This window comes from Rhizobium sp. NZLR1, assembly GCF_017357385.1.
Classification (GTDB): domain Bacteria; phylum Pseudomonadota; class Alphaproteobacteria; order Rhizobiales; family Rhizobiaceae; genus Rhizobium.
Genome location: NZ_CP071632.1, coordinates 1,801,873 through 1,815,786 on the forward strand (window position 1 = coordinate 1,801,873; position 13,914 = coordinate 1,815,786).

Annotated in this window: 14 protein-coding genes; 13 read left to right on the forward strand and 1 reads right to left on the reverse strand. The window is 59.9% G+C overall.

The features are described from left to right. The first annotated feature begins 90 nt into the window (after positions 1 to 90). A complete protein-coding gene (rpoC, locus tag J3O30_RS08990) occupies positions 91 to 4,299 on the forward strand; it encodes a DNA-directed RNA polymerase subunit beta' (protein WP_207583843.1) in 4,209 nt (1,402 codons plus the stop codon). Between the two features lie 163 nt (positions 4,300 to 4,462). Here the strand turns inward: rpoC and J3O30_RS08995 are convergent, their stop codons facing one another. Further along, the gene (locus J3O30_RS08995) at positions 4,463 to 4,756 is read right to left on the reverse strand and encodes a hypothetical protein (protein WP_007626097.1); all 294 of its coding nucleotides are present in this window, start codon (positions 4,754 to 4,756) and stop codon (positions 4,463 to 4,465) included. A 498-nt stretch (positions 4,757 to 5,254) separates the two neighbouring features. Here J3O30_RS08995 and rpsL point away from each other — a divergent pair, with 498 nt between their 5' ends. From rpsL to rpsC, 12 genes are all read left to right on the forward strand, one after another. After that, positions 5,255 to 5,626 (forward strand): 30S ribosomal protein S12, encoded by a 372-nt coding sequence (rpsL, locus tag J3O30_RS09000; RefSeq protein WP_003547537.1) that lies wholly within the window; start codon positions 5,255 to 5,257, stop codon positions 5,624 to 5,626. A 77-nt stretch (positions 5,627 to 5,703) separates the two neighbouring features. Beyond that, positions 5,704 to 6,174 (forward strand): 30S ribosomal protein S7, encoded by a 471-nt coding sequence (rpsG, locus tag J3O30_RS09005; protein ID WP_003578662.1) that lies wholly within the window; start codon positions 5,704 to 5,706, stop codon positions 6,172 to 6,174. 29 nt (positions 6,175 to 6,203) lie between these two features. Then, entirely contained in the window at positions 6,204 to 8,303 is a 2,100-nt protein-coding gene (fusA, locus tag J3O30_RS09010) for an elongation factor G (protein ID WP_207583844.1), read from the forward strand. Positions 8,304 to 8,371: 68 nt separating this feature from the next. Next, positions 8,372 to 9,547 (forward strand): elongation factor Tu, encoded by a 1,176-nt coding sequence (gene tuf / locus J3O30_RS09015; RefSeq protein WP_207583839.1) that lies wholly within the window; start codon positions 8,372 to 8,374, stop codon positions 9,545 to 9,547. Positions 9,548 to 9,701: 154 nt separating this feature from the next. Beyond that, entirely contained in the window at positions 9,702 to 10,010 is a 309-nt protein-coding gene (rpsJ, locus tag J3O30_RS09020) for a 30S ribosomal protein S10 (RefSeq protein ID WP_003547547.1), read from the forward strand. A gap of 39 nt (positions 10,011 to 10,049) precedes the next feature. Continuing rightward, positions 10,050 to 10,691 (forward strand): 50S ribosomal protein L3, encoded by a 642-nt coding sequence (gene rplC / locus J3O30_RS09025; RefSeq protein WP_007626085.1) that lies wholly within the window; start codon positions 10,050 to 10,052, stop codon positions 10,689 to 10,691. Between the two features lie 13 nt (positions 10,692 to 10,704). Beyond that, positions 10,705 to 11,325 (forward strand): 50S ribosomal protein L4, encoded by a 621-nt coding sequence (rplD, locus tag J3O30_RS09030; protein ID WP_207583845.1) that lies wholly within the window; start codon positions 10,705 to 10,707, stop codon positions 11,323 to 11,325. Then, the gene (locus J3O30_RS09035) at positions 11,322 to 11,615 is read left to right on the forward strand and encodes a 50S ribosomal protein L23 (protein WP_003547550.1); all 294 of its coding nucleotides are present in this window, start codon (positions 11,322 to 11,324) and stop codon (positions 11,613 to 11,615) included. The genes rplD and J3O30_RS09035 overlap by 4 nt, the downstream gene beginning before the upstream one ends. Positions 11,616 to 11,626: 11 nt before the next feature. Next, positions 11,627 to 12,463, forward strand: a complete 837-nt coding sequence (rplB, locus tag J3O30_RS09040; protein ID WP_007626082.1) for a 50S ribosomal protein L2 — start codon at positions 11,627 to 11,629, stop codon at positions 12,461 to 12,463. 15 nt (positions 12,464 to 12,478) lie between these two features. After that, complete coding sequence (gene rpsS / locus J3O30_RS09045; protein ID WP_003573797.1) at positions 12,479 to 12,757, forward strand: 30S ribosomal protein S19; 279 nt, start codon at positions 12,479 to 12,481, stop codon at positions 12,755 to 12,757. 2 nt (positions 12,758 to 12,759) lie between these two features. Continuing rightward, positions 12,760 to 13,149 (forward strand): 50S ribosomal protein L22, encoded by a 390-nt coding sequence (rplV, locus tag J3O30_RS09050; protein WP_007626081.1) that lies wholly within the window; start codon positions 12,760 to 12,762, stop codon positions 13,147 to 13,149. After that, positions 13,149 to 13,880 (forward strand): 30S ribosomal protein S3, encoded by a 732-nt coding sequence (gene rpsC, locus J3O30_RS09055; protein ID WP_003547554.1) that lies wholly within the window; start codon positions 13,149 to 13,151, stop codon positions 13,878 to 13,880. Before rplV ends, rpsC begins: the two co-directional genes overlap by 1 nt. Positions 13,881 to 13,914 lie beyond the last annotated feature (34 nt).

Here is a 13,914-nt window from a genome sequence, read left to right on the forward strand (position 1 = left end):
TTATTCTCGTTTAAGCGAGGGAGGCGGCTCCCGGGAAATTGCCGCCGACCATCGCATTTTGAGGGCTCTCAGCCCATGAAGGAGACAGGCATGAACCAAGAGGTCATGAATCTTTTCAATCCGCAGGTGCCTGCACAGAATTTCGATTCGATTCGGATTTCGATCGCATCTCCGGAGAAGATCCTCTCCTGGTCTTACGGTGAGATCAAGAAGCCGGAAACCATCAACTACCGTACGTTCAAGCCGGAACGCGACGGTCTCTTCTGCGCGCGCATCTTCGGGCCGATCAAGGACTACGAATGCCTGTGCGGCAAGTACAAGCGCATGAAGTACAAGGGCATCATCTGCGAAAAGTGCGGCGTCGAAGTTACGCTGTCGCGCGTTCGCCGTGAGCGCATGGGCCATATCGAGCTCGCCGCTCCCGTTGCCCACATCTGGTTCCTGAAGTCGCTGCCATCACGCATTTCGACGCTGCTCGACATGACGCTGAAGGATGTCGAGCGTGTCCTCTATTTCGAAAACTACATCGTCACCGAGCCGGGCCTGACTGCCCTCAAGGAGCACCAGCTCCTCTCGGAAGAAGAGTACATGCTTGCCGTTGACGAATACGGCGAAGACCAGTTCACCGCGATGATCGGCGCTGAGGCGATCTACGAGATGCTGGCCTCGATGAACCTCGAAAAGATCGCTGGCGATCTGCGCGCTGAGCTTGCCGAGACCACGTCGGATCTCAAGCAGAAGAAGCTGATGAAGCGCCTGAAGATCGTCGAGAACTTCATGGAATCGGGCAACCGTCCGGAATGGATGATCATGAAGGTCGTTCCGGTCATTCCGCCGGATCTGCGTCCGCTGGTTCCGCTCGACGGTGGCCGTTTCGCCACCTCGGATCTGAACGACCTCTACCGCCGCGTCATCAACCGCAACAACCGTCTGAAGCGCCTGATCGAGCTTCGTGCGCCTGGCATCATCATCCGCAACGAAAAGCGTATGCTGCAGGAATCGGTTGACGCGCTGTTCGACAACGGCCGTCGCGGCCGCGTCATCACCGGCGCCAACAAGCGTCCGCTGAAGTCGCTCTCCGACATGTTGAAGGGCAAGCAGGGCCGCTTCCGCCAGAACCTGCTCGGCAAGCGCGTCGACTATTCCGGCCGTTCGGTCATCGTCACCGGTCCGGAACTGAAGCTGCACCAGTGCGGCCTGCCGAAGAAGATGGCGCTCGAACTCTTCAAGCCGTTCATCTATGCCCGCCTCGATGCCAAGGGTTACTCCTCGACCGTCAAGCAGGCCAAGAAGCTGGTCGAAAAGGAAAAGCCGGAAGTCTGGGATATCCTCGACGAGGTCATCCGCGAGCATCCGGTTTTGCTGAACCGCGCACCGACGCTGCACCGCTTGGGCATCCAGGCTTTCGAACCTACCCTGGTCGAAGGCAAGGCGATCCAGCTGCATCCGCTCGTCTGCACGGCCTTCAACGCCGACTTCGACGGTGACCAGATGGCCGTTCACGTGCCGCTGTCGCTCGAAGCCCAGCTCGAAGCCCGCGTGCTGATGATGTCGACCAACAACATCCTGCATCCGGCCAACGGCGCGCCGATCATCGTTCCCTCGCAGGACATGGTTCTCGGCCTCTACTACCTGTCGATCCTGAACCAGAACGAGCCTGGCGAAGGCATGGCCTTCTCCGATCTCGGCGAACTGCATCACGCCCTCGAAACCAAGGTCGTGACGCTGCACACCAAGATCCGCGGCCGGTTCAAGTCGATCGACGAGGATGGCAAGCCCTACTCGAAGATCTATGAGACGACGCCTGGCCGACTGCTCATCGGCGAACTTCTGCCGAAGAACGGCAAGGTGCTCTTCGACATCTGCAACCAGGAAATGACCAAGAAGAACATCTCCAAGATGATCGACACGGTCTACCGCCACTGCGGCCAGAAGGACACGGTCATCTTCTGCGACCGCATCATGCAGCTCGGCTTTTCCCATGCCTGCCGCGCCGGCATTTCGTTCGGCAAGGACGACATGGTCATTCCGGATGCCAAGGCCAAGATCGTTGCCGACACCGAAAGCCTGGTGAAGGAATACGAGCAGCAGTACAATGACGGCCTGATCACGCAGGGCGAAAAGTACAACAAGGTTGTCGACGCCTGGGGCAAGGCCACCGAAAAGGTCGCCGAAGAGATGATGGCCCGCATTAAGGCGGTCGAATTCGATGAGAGCACCGGTCGCCAGAAGCCGATGAATTCGATCTACATGATGAGCCATTCCGGTGCCCGCGGTTCTCCGAACCAGATGCGCCAGCTGGGCGGCATGCGCGGCCTCATGGCCAAGCCGTCGGGTGAAATCATCGAGACGCCGATCATCTCGAACTTCAAGGAAGGCCTGACCGTCAACGAGTACTTCAACTCGACCCACGGCGCCCGCAAGGGTCTTGCAGACACCGCCCTGAAGACCGCCAACTCCGGCTACCTGACCCGTCGTCTCGTCGACGTCGCGCAGGATTGCATCGTCACGCACGTCGATTGCGGAACGCAGACGGGCCTCACCATGACCGCCATCGTCGATGCCGGCCAGGTGGTTGCTTCGATCGGCGTCCGCATCCTCGGCCGCACGGCGCTTGATGACATCGATCATCCGATCACGGGTGAGCGCATCGTCGATGCCGGCAGGATGATCCTCGAGCCCGATGTCGTCGAAATCGAGAAGGCCGGTATCCAGTCGATCCGCATCCGCTCGGCGCTGACCTGCGAAATCCAGACCGGCGTCTGCGCAGTCTGCTACGGCCGCGACCTCGCGCGTGGTACGCCTGTCAACATGGGCGAAGCCGTCGGCGTCATCGCTGCTCAGTCGATCGGTGAACCGGGCACCCAGCTCACCATGCGTACCTTCCACCTTGGTGGTACGGCAACCGTGGTCGACCAGTCGTTCCTCGAAGCTTCGTACGAAGGTACGGTGCAGATCAAGAACCGCAACATCCTGCGCAACTCCGATGGCAACCTCGTTGCCATGGGCCGCAACATGACCGTCCAGATCCTGGACGAGCGTGGCGTCGAGCGGTCTTCGCAGCGTGTGGCTTACGGTTCGAAACTGCATGTCGACGAAGGTGACAAGGTCAAGCGCGGCCAGCGTCTGGCAGAGTGGGACCCTTACACCCGTCCGATGATGACCGAAGTGGCTGGTACCGTTCAGTTCGAAGACCTGGTCGACGGTCTCTCCGTTCTGGAAGCCACCGACGAGTCGACCGGCATCACCAAGCGTCAAGTCATCGACTGGCGTTCGACCCCGCGCGGTTCGGACCTCAAGCCGGCGATCGTCATCAAGGACGCCAGCGGCAACATCATGAAGCTGTCGCGTGGTGGTGACGCCCGCTTCTTCCTCTCGGTCGACGCCATCTTGTCGGTCGATTCGGGCACCAAGGTCTCTCAGGGTGACGTCCTCGCGCGTTCGCCGCTTGAAAGCGCCAAGACCAAGGACATCACCGGCGGTCTGCCACGTGTTGCCGAGCTCTTCGAAGCCCGCCGTCCGAAGGACCACGCCATCATCGCAGAGATCGATGGTACGATCCGCCTCGGCCGCGACTACAAGAACAAGCGTCGCGTTATCATCGAACCGGCGGAAGACGGTGTCGAGCCTGTCGAATACCTGATCCCGAAGGGCAAGCCCTTCCACCTTCAGGAAGGCGACTATATCGAAAAGGGTGACTACATCCTCGACGGTAACCCGGCTCCGCACGACATCCTGGCGATCAAGGGCGTGGAGGCTCTGGCCTCCTACCTCGTCAACGAGATCCAGGAAGTCTACCGCCTGCAGGGCGTTGTCATCAACGACAAGCACATCGAGGTGATTGTCCGTCAGATGCTGCAGAAGGTGGAAATCACCGATGCAGGCGACTCGACCTATATCGTCGGCGACAATGTCGACCGGATCGAGCTCGAAGACGTAAACGATCATCTGATCGAGCAGGGCAAGAAGCCTGCCTACGGCGATCCGGTTCTTCTCGGCATCACCAAGGCGTCGCTGCAGACCCCGTCCTTCATCTCGGCGGCGTCCTTCCAGGAAACGACCAAGGTGCTGACGGAAGCGGCAATCGCCGGCAAGACCGACGGCCTGCAGGGTCTGAAGGAAAACGTCATTGTCGGCCGCCTTATCCCGGCCGGCACCGGCGGCACCATGACCCAGATCCGTCGCATCGCCACGTCGCGCGACGAGATGATCCTCGAAGAGCGCCGCAAGGGCAGCGGCGCAGCCGTTGCCACGCCGATGCTGCAGGACATGGCCGAAAAGGCTCCGGCTGCGGAATAATCCGCAGCGGAAGCCGCCACGTGGTGGCACGCGAATTGAAAAACCGCCCGGAGCGATCCGGGCGGTTTTCGTTTTTAGTCGGCTTTGGTTGGTCGGGGGGAGGGACGGCGCTGCTTCCGCTTATGCTGCCCTTGGCGACCCGCAGCGCAAGCGGCGGCTCCCTTCAATTGAAGCGGATGATCGCGACCTCGCCATCGACGGCACCCTGATAGGCGGAGGCGTGCGGCTCTTCGGCCGGCACCTCGGTCAGCATGCCGATCTGGTCGAGATCGGCCTCGATGAAGCCTTCCTCGGCAAGGGCGTTCAAGGCCTCGCGTACGGCAGTGTCGTCGTCGGGCGCCTTCAACATGATATGCAGGTCGATGCCTTCGCTGCCGTCGGACTCGTAGCCTTTGCCGATGATGATGAAGATCATCGGCCCGTCGAAATTATTGTCGTTGTCAGGTGTCGTAATCATCGCCTGTCCTTCGGCTCTTTGACGATTCGGTCGCTCGAATCCTGCTGTGAGGGCCGCACGCCGCAATTGCTGATTCCTTAACTGCTTTTGCTGCAATGCCCAAGTTTTTATCTTGGTGCTCGGGCCTGATTTCGTCTAGAAGCCTGGAAACAGGGCCTTAGGCCCGCAGATCAAGGCGATACGGCGAGTTTATTTCTTAACCGGCCTTGACGAGATCGGTGGAAACCAGTAGTACCCCGGCCATCAGATCCCATGTGAGGCTTGGCTGTTCGGGGCGACGCGCCCTGAAGTTCACCTCAAACAAGGTTCTAAACGCACGTTGAAGTCATGATGCTGCACGCACGACGCAATTTATATGCGTCCTCTGCTCCTTGTGGTCCATCTGCGGAAGCGGATCGGGCCATATTTTGCGCATTGACGGAAAGCGTGCGTCACTGCCGGAGACGGCGCGAGTTCAAGCCCGCAAGGGTACTGAGATAAAACGTAAGGGATGGTTGAATGCCTACCGTAAACCAGCTGATCCGCAAGCCTCGCCAGGCGAACGTAAAGCGTAACAAGGTTCCCGCACTCCAGGAGAACCCGCAGAAGCGCGGCGTTTGCACGCGCGTCTATACGACGACGCCGAAGAAGCCGAACTCGGCTCTGCGTAAGGTCGCAAAGATCCGCCTGACCAACGGCTTCGAAGTCATTGGTTACATCCCCGGCGAAGGTCACAACCTTCAGGAACACTCCGTCGTCATGATCCGCGGCGGCCGCGTCAAGGACCTTCCGGGTGTCCGTTATCACATCATTCGCGGCGTTCTCGATACCCAAGGTGTCAAGAACCGCAAGCAGCGCCGCTCCAAGTACGGCGCGAAGCGTCCGAAGTAATTCGGTTTTGAGTAATTCGGCGCTGCGCGAGGTCCTCCGCGTGATGAAGCGCCTTAACGGTTGAAGAGACGAAAATTATGTCCAGACGTCATAAAGCAGAAAAGCGCGAGATCAATCCGGACCCGAAGTTCGGTGATCTCGTCGTCACCAAGTTCATGAATGCCATCATGCTCGACGGCAAGAAGTCCGTTGCTGAAAACATTGTCTACGGCGCGTTCGACGTCGTCCAGGGCAAGTCCAAGCAGGAGCCGCTCACGGTTTTCCATTCTGCACTCGACAACATTGCCCCGCACGTTGAAGTCCGCTCGCGCCGCGTCGGCGGTGCGACCTATCAGGTCCCGGTCGATGTTCGTCCGGAGCGCCGCCAGGCTCTCGCCATTCGCTGGCTGATCGCTGCTGCCCGCAAGCGCAATGAAACGACTATGGTTGACCGCCTTTCCGGCGAACTGCTCGATGCGTCCAACAACCGCGGCTCCGCCGTCAAGAAGCGCGAAGACACGCACAAGATGGCTGACGCCAACCGCGCGTTCTCGCACTATCGCTGGTAATTCCGAACGGTATCGAAAGGCAGTCCATAATGGCTCGCGAATATAAAATCGAAGACTACCGCAATTTCGGTATCATGGCGCATATCGACGCCGGCAAGACCACGACCACCGAGCGTATCCTTTATTACACCGGCAAGTCGCACAAGATCGGCGAAGTCCACGACGGCGCAGCCACCATGGACTGGATGGAGCAGGAGCAGGAGCGTGGCATCACGATCACCTCCGCTGCCACCACGACCTACTGGAAGGGCCGTGACGGCAAGACGCGTCGCTTCAACATCATCGACACCCCCGGCCACGTCGACTTCACCATCGAAGTCGAGCGTTCGCTGCGCGTTCTCGACGGCGCCATCGCGCTGCTCGACGCCAATGCCGGTGTTGAGCCGCAGACGGAAACCGTCTGGCGCCAGGCCGAGAAGTACAACGTCCCGCGGATGATCTTCTGCAACAAGATGGACAAGACCGGCGCGGACTTCTATCGCTCCGTCGAGATGATCAAGACCCGTCTCGGCGCAACGGCTGTCGTCATGCAGTTGCCGATCGGTGCGGAAACCGAATTCAAGGGCGTCATCGATCTGATCGAGATGAACGCTCTCATCTGGCGCGACGAGTCGCTCGGCGCCCAGTGGGATGTCGTCGAGATCCCCGACGACATGAAGGCCAAGGCTGAAGAGTATCGCGAAAAGCTGATCGAGACGGTCGTCGATATCGACGAAGCCGCGACGGAAGCCTATCTCGAGGGCATTCTGCCCGACAACGAGAAGATCCGCGAACTCGTTCGCCGCGGCACGATCGACGTCAAGTTCCACCCGATGTTCTGCGGCACCGCCTTCAAGAACAAGGGTGTGCAGCCGCTGCTCGACGCCGTCGTCGACTACCTGCCGTCGCCGATGGACATCCCGGCGATCAAGGGCATCGACTTCAAGACTGAAGCTGAAATCGAACGTCACGCCGATGACAGCGAGCCGCTTTCCATGCTCGCCTTCAAGATCATGAACGACCCCTTCGTCGGTTCGCTGACTTTCGCCCGCATCTACTCCGGCAAGCTCGAAAAGGGCACGTCGGTCATCAACACGGTCAAGGACAAGCGCGAGCGCGTCGGCCGCATGTTGCAAATGCACTCCAACTCGCGTGAAGACATCGAAGAAGCCTTCGCAGGTGACATCGTTGCTCTCGCCGGCCTCAAGGAAACCACGACGGGCGACACGCTCTGTGATCCGCTGAAGCCGGTTATCCTTGAGCGCATGGAATTCCCCGAGCCGGTCATCCAGATCGCCATCGAGCCGAAGACCAAGGGCGACCAGGAAAAGATGGGCCTCGCGCTCAACCGCCTGGCTGCTGAGGATCCGTCCTTCCGCGTCAAGACCGACCAGGAATCCGGCCAGACCATCATCGCCGGCATGGGCGAACTGCATCTCGACATCATCGTCGACCGCATGCGTCGTGAATTCAAGGTCGAAGCAACCGTCGGCGCGCCGCAGGTTGCCTACCGCGAAACCATCACCAGAACGCACGAAGAAGACTACACGCACAAGAAGCAGTCCGGTGGTACCGGCCAGTTCGCCCGCGTCAAAATCGTCTTCGAACCGAACCCGGACGGTGAGGAATTCAAGTTCGAATCGAAGATCGTCGGCGGCTCCGTTCCGAAGGAATACATCCCGGGCGTCCAGAAGGGCATCGAAAGTGTTCTGTCTTCGGGTCCGCTCGCTGGCTTCCCGATGCTCGGCGTCAAGGCAACCCTCATCGATGGCGCCTTCCACGACGTCGACTCTTCGGTTCTCGCCTTCGAAATCGCATCGCGTGCCTGCTTCCGTGAAGCAGCCAAGAAGGCCGGCGCTCAGCTGCTCGAGCCGATGATGAAGGTCGAAGTCGTGACCCCGGAAGATTATGTCGGCGACGTCATCGGCGACCTGAACTCCCGTCGCGGTCAGATCCAGGGCCAGGAAAGCCGTGGTATCGCCGTCGTCATCAACGCGAACGTTCCGCTCGCGAACATGTTCAAGTACGTCGACAACCTGCGCTCCATGTCCCAGGGCCGCGCTCAGTACACGATGACCTTCGATCACTACTCGCCGGTCCCGTCGAACGTCGCAACAGAAATCCAGGCAAAGTATTCCGGTCAGAAGTGACCGGAATACCAATTGACCGATAACAAGAATTAGATCCCTTCGGGGACTAGCAAAATGGAGACCCGAAAATGGGAAAGAGTAAGTTTGAGCGCAACAAGCCGCACGTCAACATTGGCACGATTGGCCACGTTGACCACGGCAAGACGTCTCTGACGGCAGCGATCACGAAGTACTTCGGCGAGTACAAGGCGTACGACCAGATCGACGCTGCTCCGGAAGAAAAGGCCCGCGGCATCACCATTTCGACGGCACACGTCGAGTATGAGACGCCGGCCCGCCACTATGCACACGTCGACTGCCCCGGCCACGCCGACTACGTCAAGAACATGATCACCGGTGCTGCCCAGATGGACGGCGCGATCCTGGTGTGCTCGGCCGCTGACGGCCCGATGCCGCAGACGCGCGAACACATCCTGCTGGCCCGTCAGGTCGGCGTTCCGGCCATCGTGGTGTTCCTGAACAAGGTCGACCAGGTTGACGACGCCGAGCTTCTCGAACTGGTCGAGCTCGAAGTTCGCGAACTGCTGTCGTCCTACGACTTCCCGGGCGATGACATCCCGATCGTCAAGGGTTCGGCGCTGGCCGCCCTTGAAGATTCGGACAAGAAGATCGGCGAGGATTCGATCCGCGAACTGATGGCCGCTGTCGACGCCTACATCCCGACGCCTGAGCGTCCGATCAACCTGCCGTTCCTGCTGCCGATCGAAGACGTGTTCTCGATCTCGGGCCGCGGTACGGTTGTGACCGGCCGCGTCGAGCGTGGCATCGTCAAGGTTGGCGAAGAAGTCGAGATCGTCGGCATCCGCCCGACGACGAAGACGACGGTGACCGGCGTTGAAATGTTCCGCAAGCTGCTCGACCAGGGCCAGGCTGGCGACAACATCGGCGCGCTGATCCGCGGCGTCACCCGTGACGGCGTTGAGCGTGGCCAGATTCTGTGCAAGCCGGGCTCTGTCAAGCCGCACAAGAAGTTCATGGCTGAAGCCTACATCCTGACGAAGGAAGAGGGTGGCCGTCATACGCCGTTCTTCACCAACTATCGTCCGCAGTTCTACTTCCGCACGACCGACGTGACGGGCATCGTATCGCTGCCGGAAGGCACGGAGATGGTCATGCCGGGCGACAACGTCACGGTATCGGTCGAGCTGATCGTTCCGATCGCGATGGAAGAAAAGCTGCGCTTCGCGATCCGCGAAGGTGGCCGCACCGTCGGCGCCGGTATCGTTGCTTCTATCGTCGAGTAACTAGCGGCTGGGCCACCAGGCCCAAGGAAAGGATAGGGACGCCGACCTCGGTGTCCCTCTCGATCTTTGAAACCGGTGGCCCGCTAACGTAACTGAAGGTAAGTCGTGTCCCTCAATGGTGACACGCGGATAACAGACACAAGGATAAAGTCGAATGAACGGCCAGAATATCCGCATCCGCCTGAAGGCGTTCGATCACCGGATTCTCGATGCCTCCACGCGCGAGATCGTATCGACGGCTAAGCGCACCGGTGCAAGCGTCCGGGGCCCCGTTCCGCTTCCGACCCGCATCGAGAAGTTCACGGTCAACCGGTCCCCGCACATCGACAAGAAGAGCCGCGAACAGTTCGAGATGCGCACGCACAAGCGCCTTCTCGATATCGTTGATCCGACCCCGCAGACGGTAGACGCGCTGATGAAGCTCGATCTCGCCGCCGGTGTCGATGTTGAGATCAAGCTCTGAGACCTCGGGTCTTCGGGCTGAGTGAGAAGGATTGAACCGATGCGTTCAGGTGTGATTGCACAGAAGGTGGGAATGACCCGCGTCTATAACGACGCCGGCGAGCATGTCCCGGTAACGGTACTGCGCATGGAGGCCGTCCAGGTCGTCGCTACGCGTACTGTCGAAAAGAATGGCTATACCGCAGTTCAGCTCGGTGCCGGCCAGGCGAAGGTGAAGAACACGTCGAAGGCGATGCGCGGCAATTTTGCCATTGCCAACGTCGAGCCGAAGGCCAAGGTCACAGAATTCCGTGTGTCGGAAGACCAACTGCTTGAGATCGGCACTGAGATCAAGGCGGGTCACTTTGCAGCCGGTCAACTCGTCGACGTGACGGGCACGACGATCGGTAAGGGTTTTGCCGGCGCCATGAAGCGCCATGGTTTCGGCGGTCTCCGCGCCACGCACGGTGTGTCGGTTTCGCACCGTTCGCACGGTTCGACCGGCTCGCGCCAGGATCCGGGCAAGGTTTTCAAGAACAAGAAGATGGCTGGTCACATGGGCCAGACGCGCGTCACGACGCAGAACCTGGAAGTGGTTTCGACCGACGAAGATCGTGGTCTGATCCTGATCAAGGGTGCTGTTCCTGGTTCCAAGGGTGCTTGGATCATCGTGCGCGACGCCGTCAAGTCGGCCGCGAAGTAAGGGAGCCAGATCAATGGAATTTAACGTCAAAACCCTCGAGGGAAAAGACGCCGGGAAGGTTTCCCTTTCGGACGCGATTTTCGGCCTCGAGCCTCGCGAAGACATTATCGCCCGCGTCATCCGCTGGCAGCTTGCCAAGAAGCAGCAGGGCACGCACAAGGCAAAGGGCCGCGCTGAAATTTCGCGCACCGGCGCCAAGATGTACAAGCAGAAGGGTACGGGCCGCGCCCGCCACCATTCGGCTCGCGCTCCGCAGTTCCGCGGCGGCGGCAAGGCTCACGGCCCAGTCGTCCGCAGCCATGAGCATGACCTTCCGAAGAAGGTTCGTGCACTCGGCCTGCGTCTCGCTCTTTCGGCCAAGATCAAGGCCGATGACGTCATCGTCATCGACAACCTGGTTGCCACCGAAGCCAAGACCAAGGCTCTCGCGTCTGTATTCGAGACGCTCGGCCTGACCAACGCCCTCTTCATCGGTGGCGCAGAACTTGATGGCAACTTCAAGCTCGCAGCTCAGAACATCCCGAACATCGATGTTCTTCCGATCCAGGGCATCAACGTTTATGACATCCTGCGCCGCGGCAAGCTCGTGCTTTCCAAGGCTGCGGTTGAAGCGCTAGAGGAGCGATTCAAGTGACCGATCTTCGCCACTACGATGTGATCGTCTCTCCGGCGATCACCGAAAAGTCCACGCTGGTATCCGAAAACAACCAGGTTGTTTTCAATGTCGCCAAGCAGGCGACGAAGCCGGAAATCAAGGCTGCTGTCGAGGCGCTGTTTGGCGTCAAGGTTACGGCCGTCAACACTCTGCTGCGCAAGGGCAAGACCAAGCGGTTCCGCGGTTTCGTCGGCAAGCAGAAGGACGTGAAGAAGGCTGTTGTGACCCTGGCTGAAGGCCAGACGATCGACGTCTCCACCGGTCTCTGAGGTATAAGAAAATGGCATTGAAAACATTCAATCCGATCACCCCGAGCCAGCGCCAGCTGGTCATCGTCGACCGTTCGGCCCTCTACAAGGGCAAGCCGGTCAAGGCGCTGACGGAAGGCCTGACCAAGAGCGGCGGTCGTAACAACCTCGGTCGCATCACCGCCCGCTTCATCGGCGGCGGTCACAAGCGCACGTATCGTCTGATCGACTTCAAGCGTCGCAAGTTTGAGGTCGAAGGCACGGTCGAGCGTATCGAATACGATCCGAACCGCACCGCTTTCATCGCGCTGGTGAACTATGCTGATGGCGAGAAGGCTTATATCCTCGCTCCTCAGCGCCTCGCTCCCGGCGACAAGGTCATCGCTTCCGAGAAGGCTGTCGACGTCAAGCCCGGTAACACCATGCCGCTGCAGTTCATCCCGGTCGGCTCCATCATCCACAATGTGGAAATGAAGCCGGGCAAGGGTGGTCAGATCGCTCGCTCCGCCGGTGGTTACGCACAGCTCGTCGGCCGTGACCAGGGCATGGCGATCCTTCGCCTGAACTCCGGTGAACAGCGTCTCGTTCATGGCTCCTGCCTTGCTTCGATCGGCGCCGTCTCCAACCCTGACCACGCCAACATCAACGACGGCAAGGCCGGTCGTACCGTTTGGCGCGGCAAGCGTCCGCACAACCGCGGTGTTGTCATGAACCCGGTCGACCACCCGCACGGCGGTGGTGAAGGTCGCACCTCTGGTGGCCGTCACCCGGTTACTCCGTGGGGCAAGCCGACCAAGGGCAAGCGCACCCGGTCGAACAAGTCGACCGACAAGATGATCATGCGCTCGCGTCATCAGCGTAAGAAGTAAGAGAGGAAGTCTCCAATGGCTCGTTCAGTATGGAAAGGTCCGTTCGTTGACGGCTATCTTCTCAAGAAGGCTGAGAAGGTTCGTGAAGGCGGACGTGCAGAAGTGATCAAGATCTGGAGCCGTCGCTCCACGATCCTGCCGCAGTTCGTCGGTCTTACCTTCGGCGTCTACAACGGCAGCAAGCATATCCCGGTCAGTGTCAATGAAGACATGGTCGGCCACAAGTTCGGTGAATTCTCTCCGACCCGCACCTATTACGGTCACGGCGCGGACAAGAAGGCGAAGAGGAAGTAACAATGGGCAAGGCAAAAGCCGAACGCCGGCTGAAGGACAACGAGGCGCAAGCAGTCGCCCGCACGCTCCGCGTCAGCCCCCAGAAGCTCAACCTGGTTGCTGCGGCTATCCGCGGCAAGAAGGTCGAGCGCGCACTCGCTGAGCTGGAGTTCTCCCGCAAGCGCATCGCAGGTGCCGTCAAGAAGACGCTCGAATCTGCGATCGCCAATGCCGAGAACAACCACGATCTCGACGTCGACTCGCTTGTCGTCGCCGAGGCCTATGTCGGCAAGTCGATCGTCATGAAGCGTTTCCACGCTCGTGGCCGCGGTCGCGCGTCGCGCATCGAAAAGCCTTTCGCGCACCTGACGATCGTCGTTCGTGAAGTGCAGGCAGTAGAGGAGGCCGCATAATGGGTCAGAAAATCAATCCAATCGGTTTCCGTCTTGGCATCAACCGTACCTGGGATAGCCGCTGGTTTGCGGACAATGCCGAGTACGGCCAGTTGCTGCACGAAGACCTGAAGATGCGCAAGTTCGTCATGAGCGAACTGAAGCAGGCCGGGATTTCCAAGGTGGTCATCGAGCGTCCACACAAGAAGTGCCGCGTCACGATCCACTCGGCACGTCCGGGCCTGATCATCGGCCGCAAGGGCGCAGACATCGACAAGCTCCGCAAGAAGCTGTCGGAGATGACGAATTCGGAAACGCACCTCAACATCGTCGAAGTGCGCAAGCCCGAAGTCGATGCGACGCTGGTCGCTCAGTCGATCGCCCAGCAGCTCGAGCGCCGCGTGGCTTTCCGTCGCGCCATGAAGCGCGCCGTTCAGTCCGCGATGCGTCTTGGGGCCGAAGGCATCAAGATCACCTGCGCCGGTCGTCTCGGCGGCGCTGAAATCGCCCGTACGGAATGGTACCGCGAAGGTCGTGTGCCGCTGCACACGCTACGCGCCGACATCGACTACGGCACGGCTGAAGCAGAAACCGCATTCGGCATCTGCGGCATCAAGGTCTGGATCTTCAAGGGCGAAATCCTTGAGCACGATCCGATGGCTTCCGAGCGCCGTGCGATGGAAGGTGACGCCCAGGGTCCGGCAAGCCGTGATCGTGACCGCGACAGAGACCGTCGCCGCGACAACGCTTGATAGCGCGCGTGGCAGAGAAGTTCGGAGAATAAGA

Excerpts from the sequence above, each read along its gene's own strand:
- rpoC (WP_207583843.1), top strand. The coding sequence starts at position 91 with ATGAACCAAGAGGTCATGAATCTTTTCAATCCGCAGGTGCCTGCACAG.
- J3O30_RS08995 (WP_007626097.1), bottom strand. The coding sequence starts at position 4,756 with ATGATTACGACACCTGACAACGACAATAATTTCGACGGGCCGATGATC.
- rpsL (WP_003547537.1), top strand. The coding sequence starts at position 5,255 with ATGCCTACCGTAAACCAGCTGATCCGCAAGCCTCGCCAGGCGAACGTA.
- rpsG (WP_003578662.1), top strand. The coding sequence starts at position 5,704 with ATGTCCAGACGTCATAAAGCAGAAAAGCGCGAGATCAATCCGGACCCG.
- fusA (WP_207583844.1), top strand. The coding sequence starts at position 6,204 with ATGGCTCGCGAATATAAAATCGAAGACTACCGCAATTTCGGTATCATG.
- tuf (WP_207583839.1), top strand. The coding sequence starts at position 8,372 with ATGGGAAAGAGTAAGTTTGAGCGCAACAAGCCGCACGTCAACATTGGC.
- rpsJ (WP_003547547.1), top strand. The coding sequence starts at position 9,702 with ATGAACGGCCAGAATATCCGCATCCGCCTGAAGGCGTTCGATCACCGG.
- rplC (WP_007626085.1), top strand. The coding sequence starts at position 10,050 with ATGCGTTCAGGTGTGATTGCACAGAAGGTGGGAATGACCCGCGTCTAT.
- rplD (WP_207583845.1), top strand. The coding sequence starts at position 10,705 with ATGGAATTTAACGTCAAAACCCTCGAGGGAAAAGACGCCGGGAAGGTT.
- rplB (WP_007626082.1), top strand. The coding sequence starts at position 11,627 with ATGGCATTGAAAACATTCAATCCGATCACCCCGAGCCAGCGCCAGCTG.
- rpsS (WP_003573797.1), top strand. The coding sequence starts at position 12,479 with ATGGCTCGTTCAGTATGGAAAGGTCCGTTCGTTGACGGCTATCTTCTC.
- rplV (WP_007626081.1), top strand. The coding sequence starts at position 12,760 with ATGGGCAAGGCAAAAGCCGAACGCCGGCTGAAGGACAACGAGGCGCAA.
- rpsC (WP_003547554.1), top strand. The coding sequence starts at position 13,149 with ATGGGTCAGAAAATCAATCCAATCGGTTTCCGTCTTGGCATCAACCGT.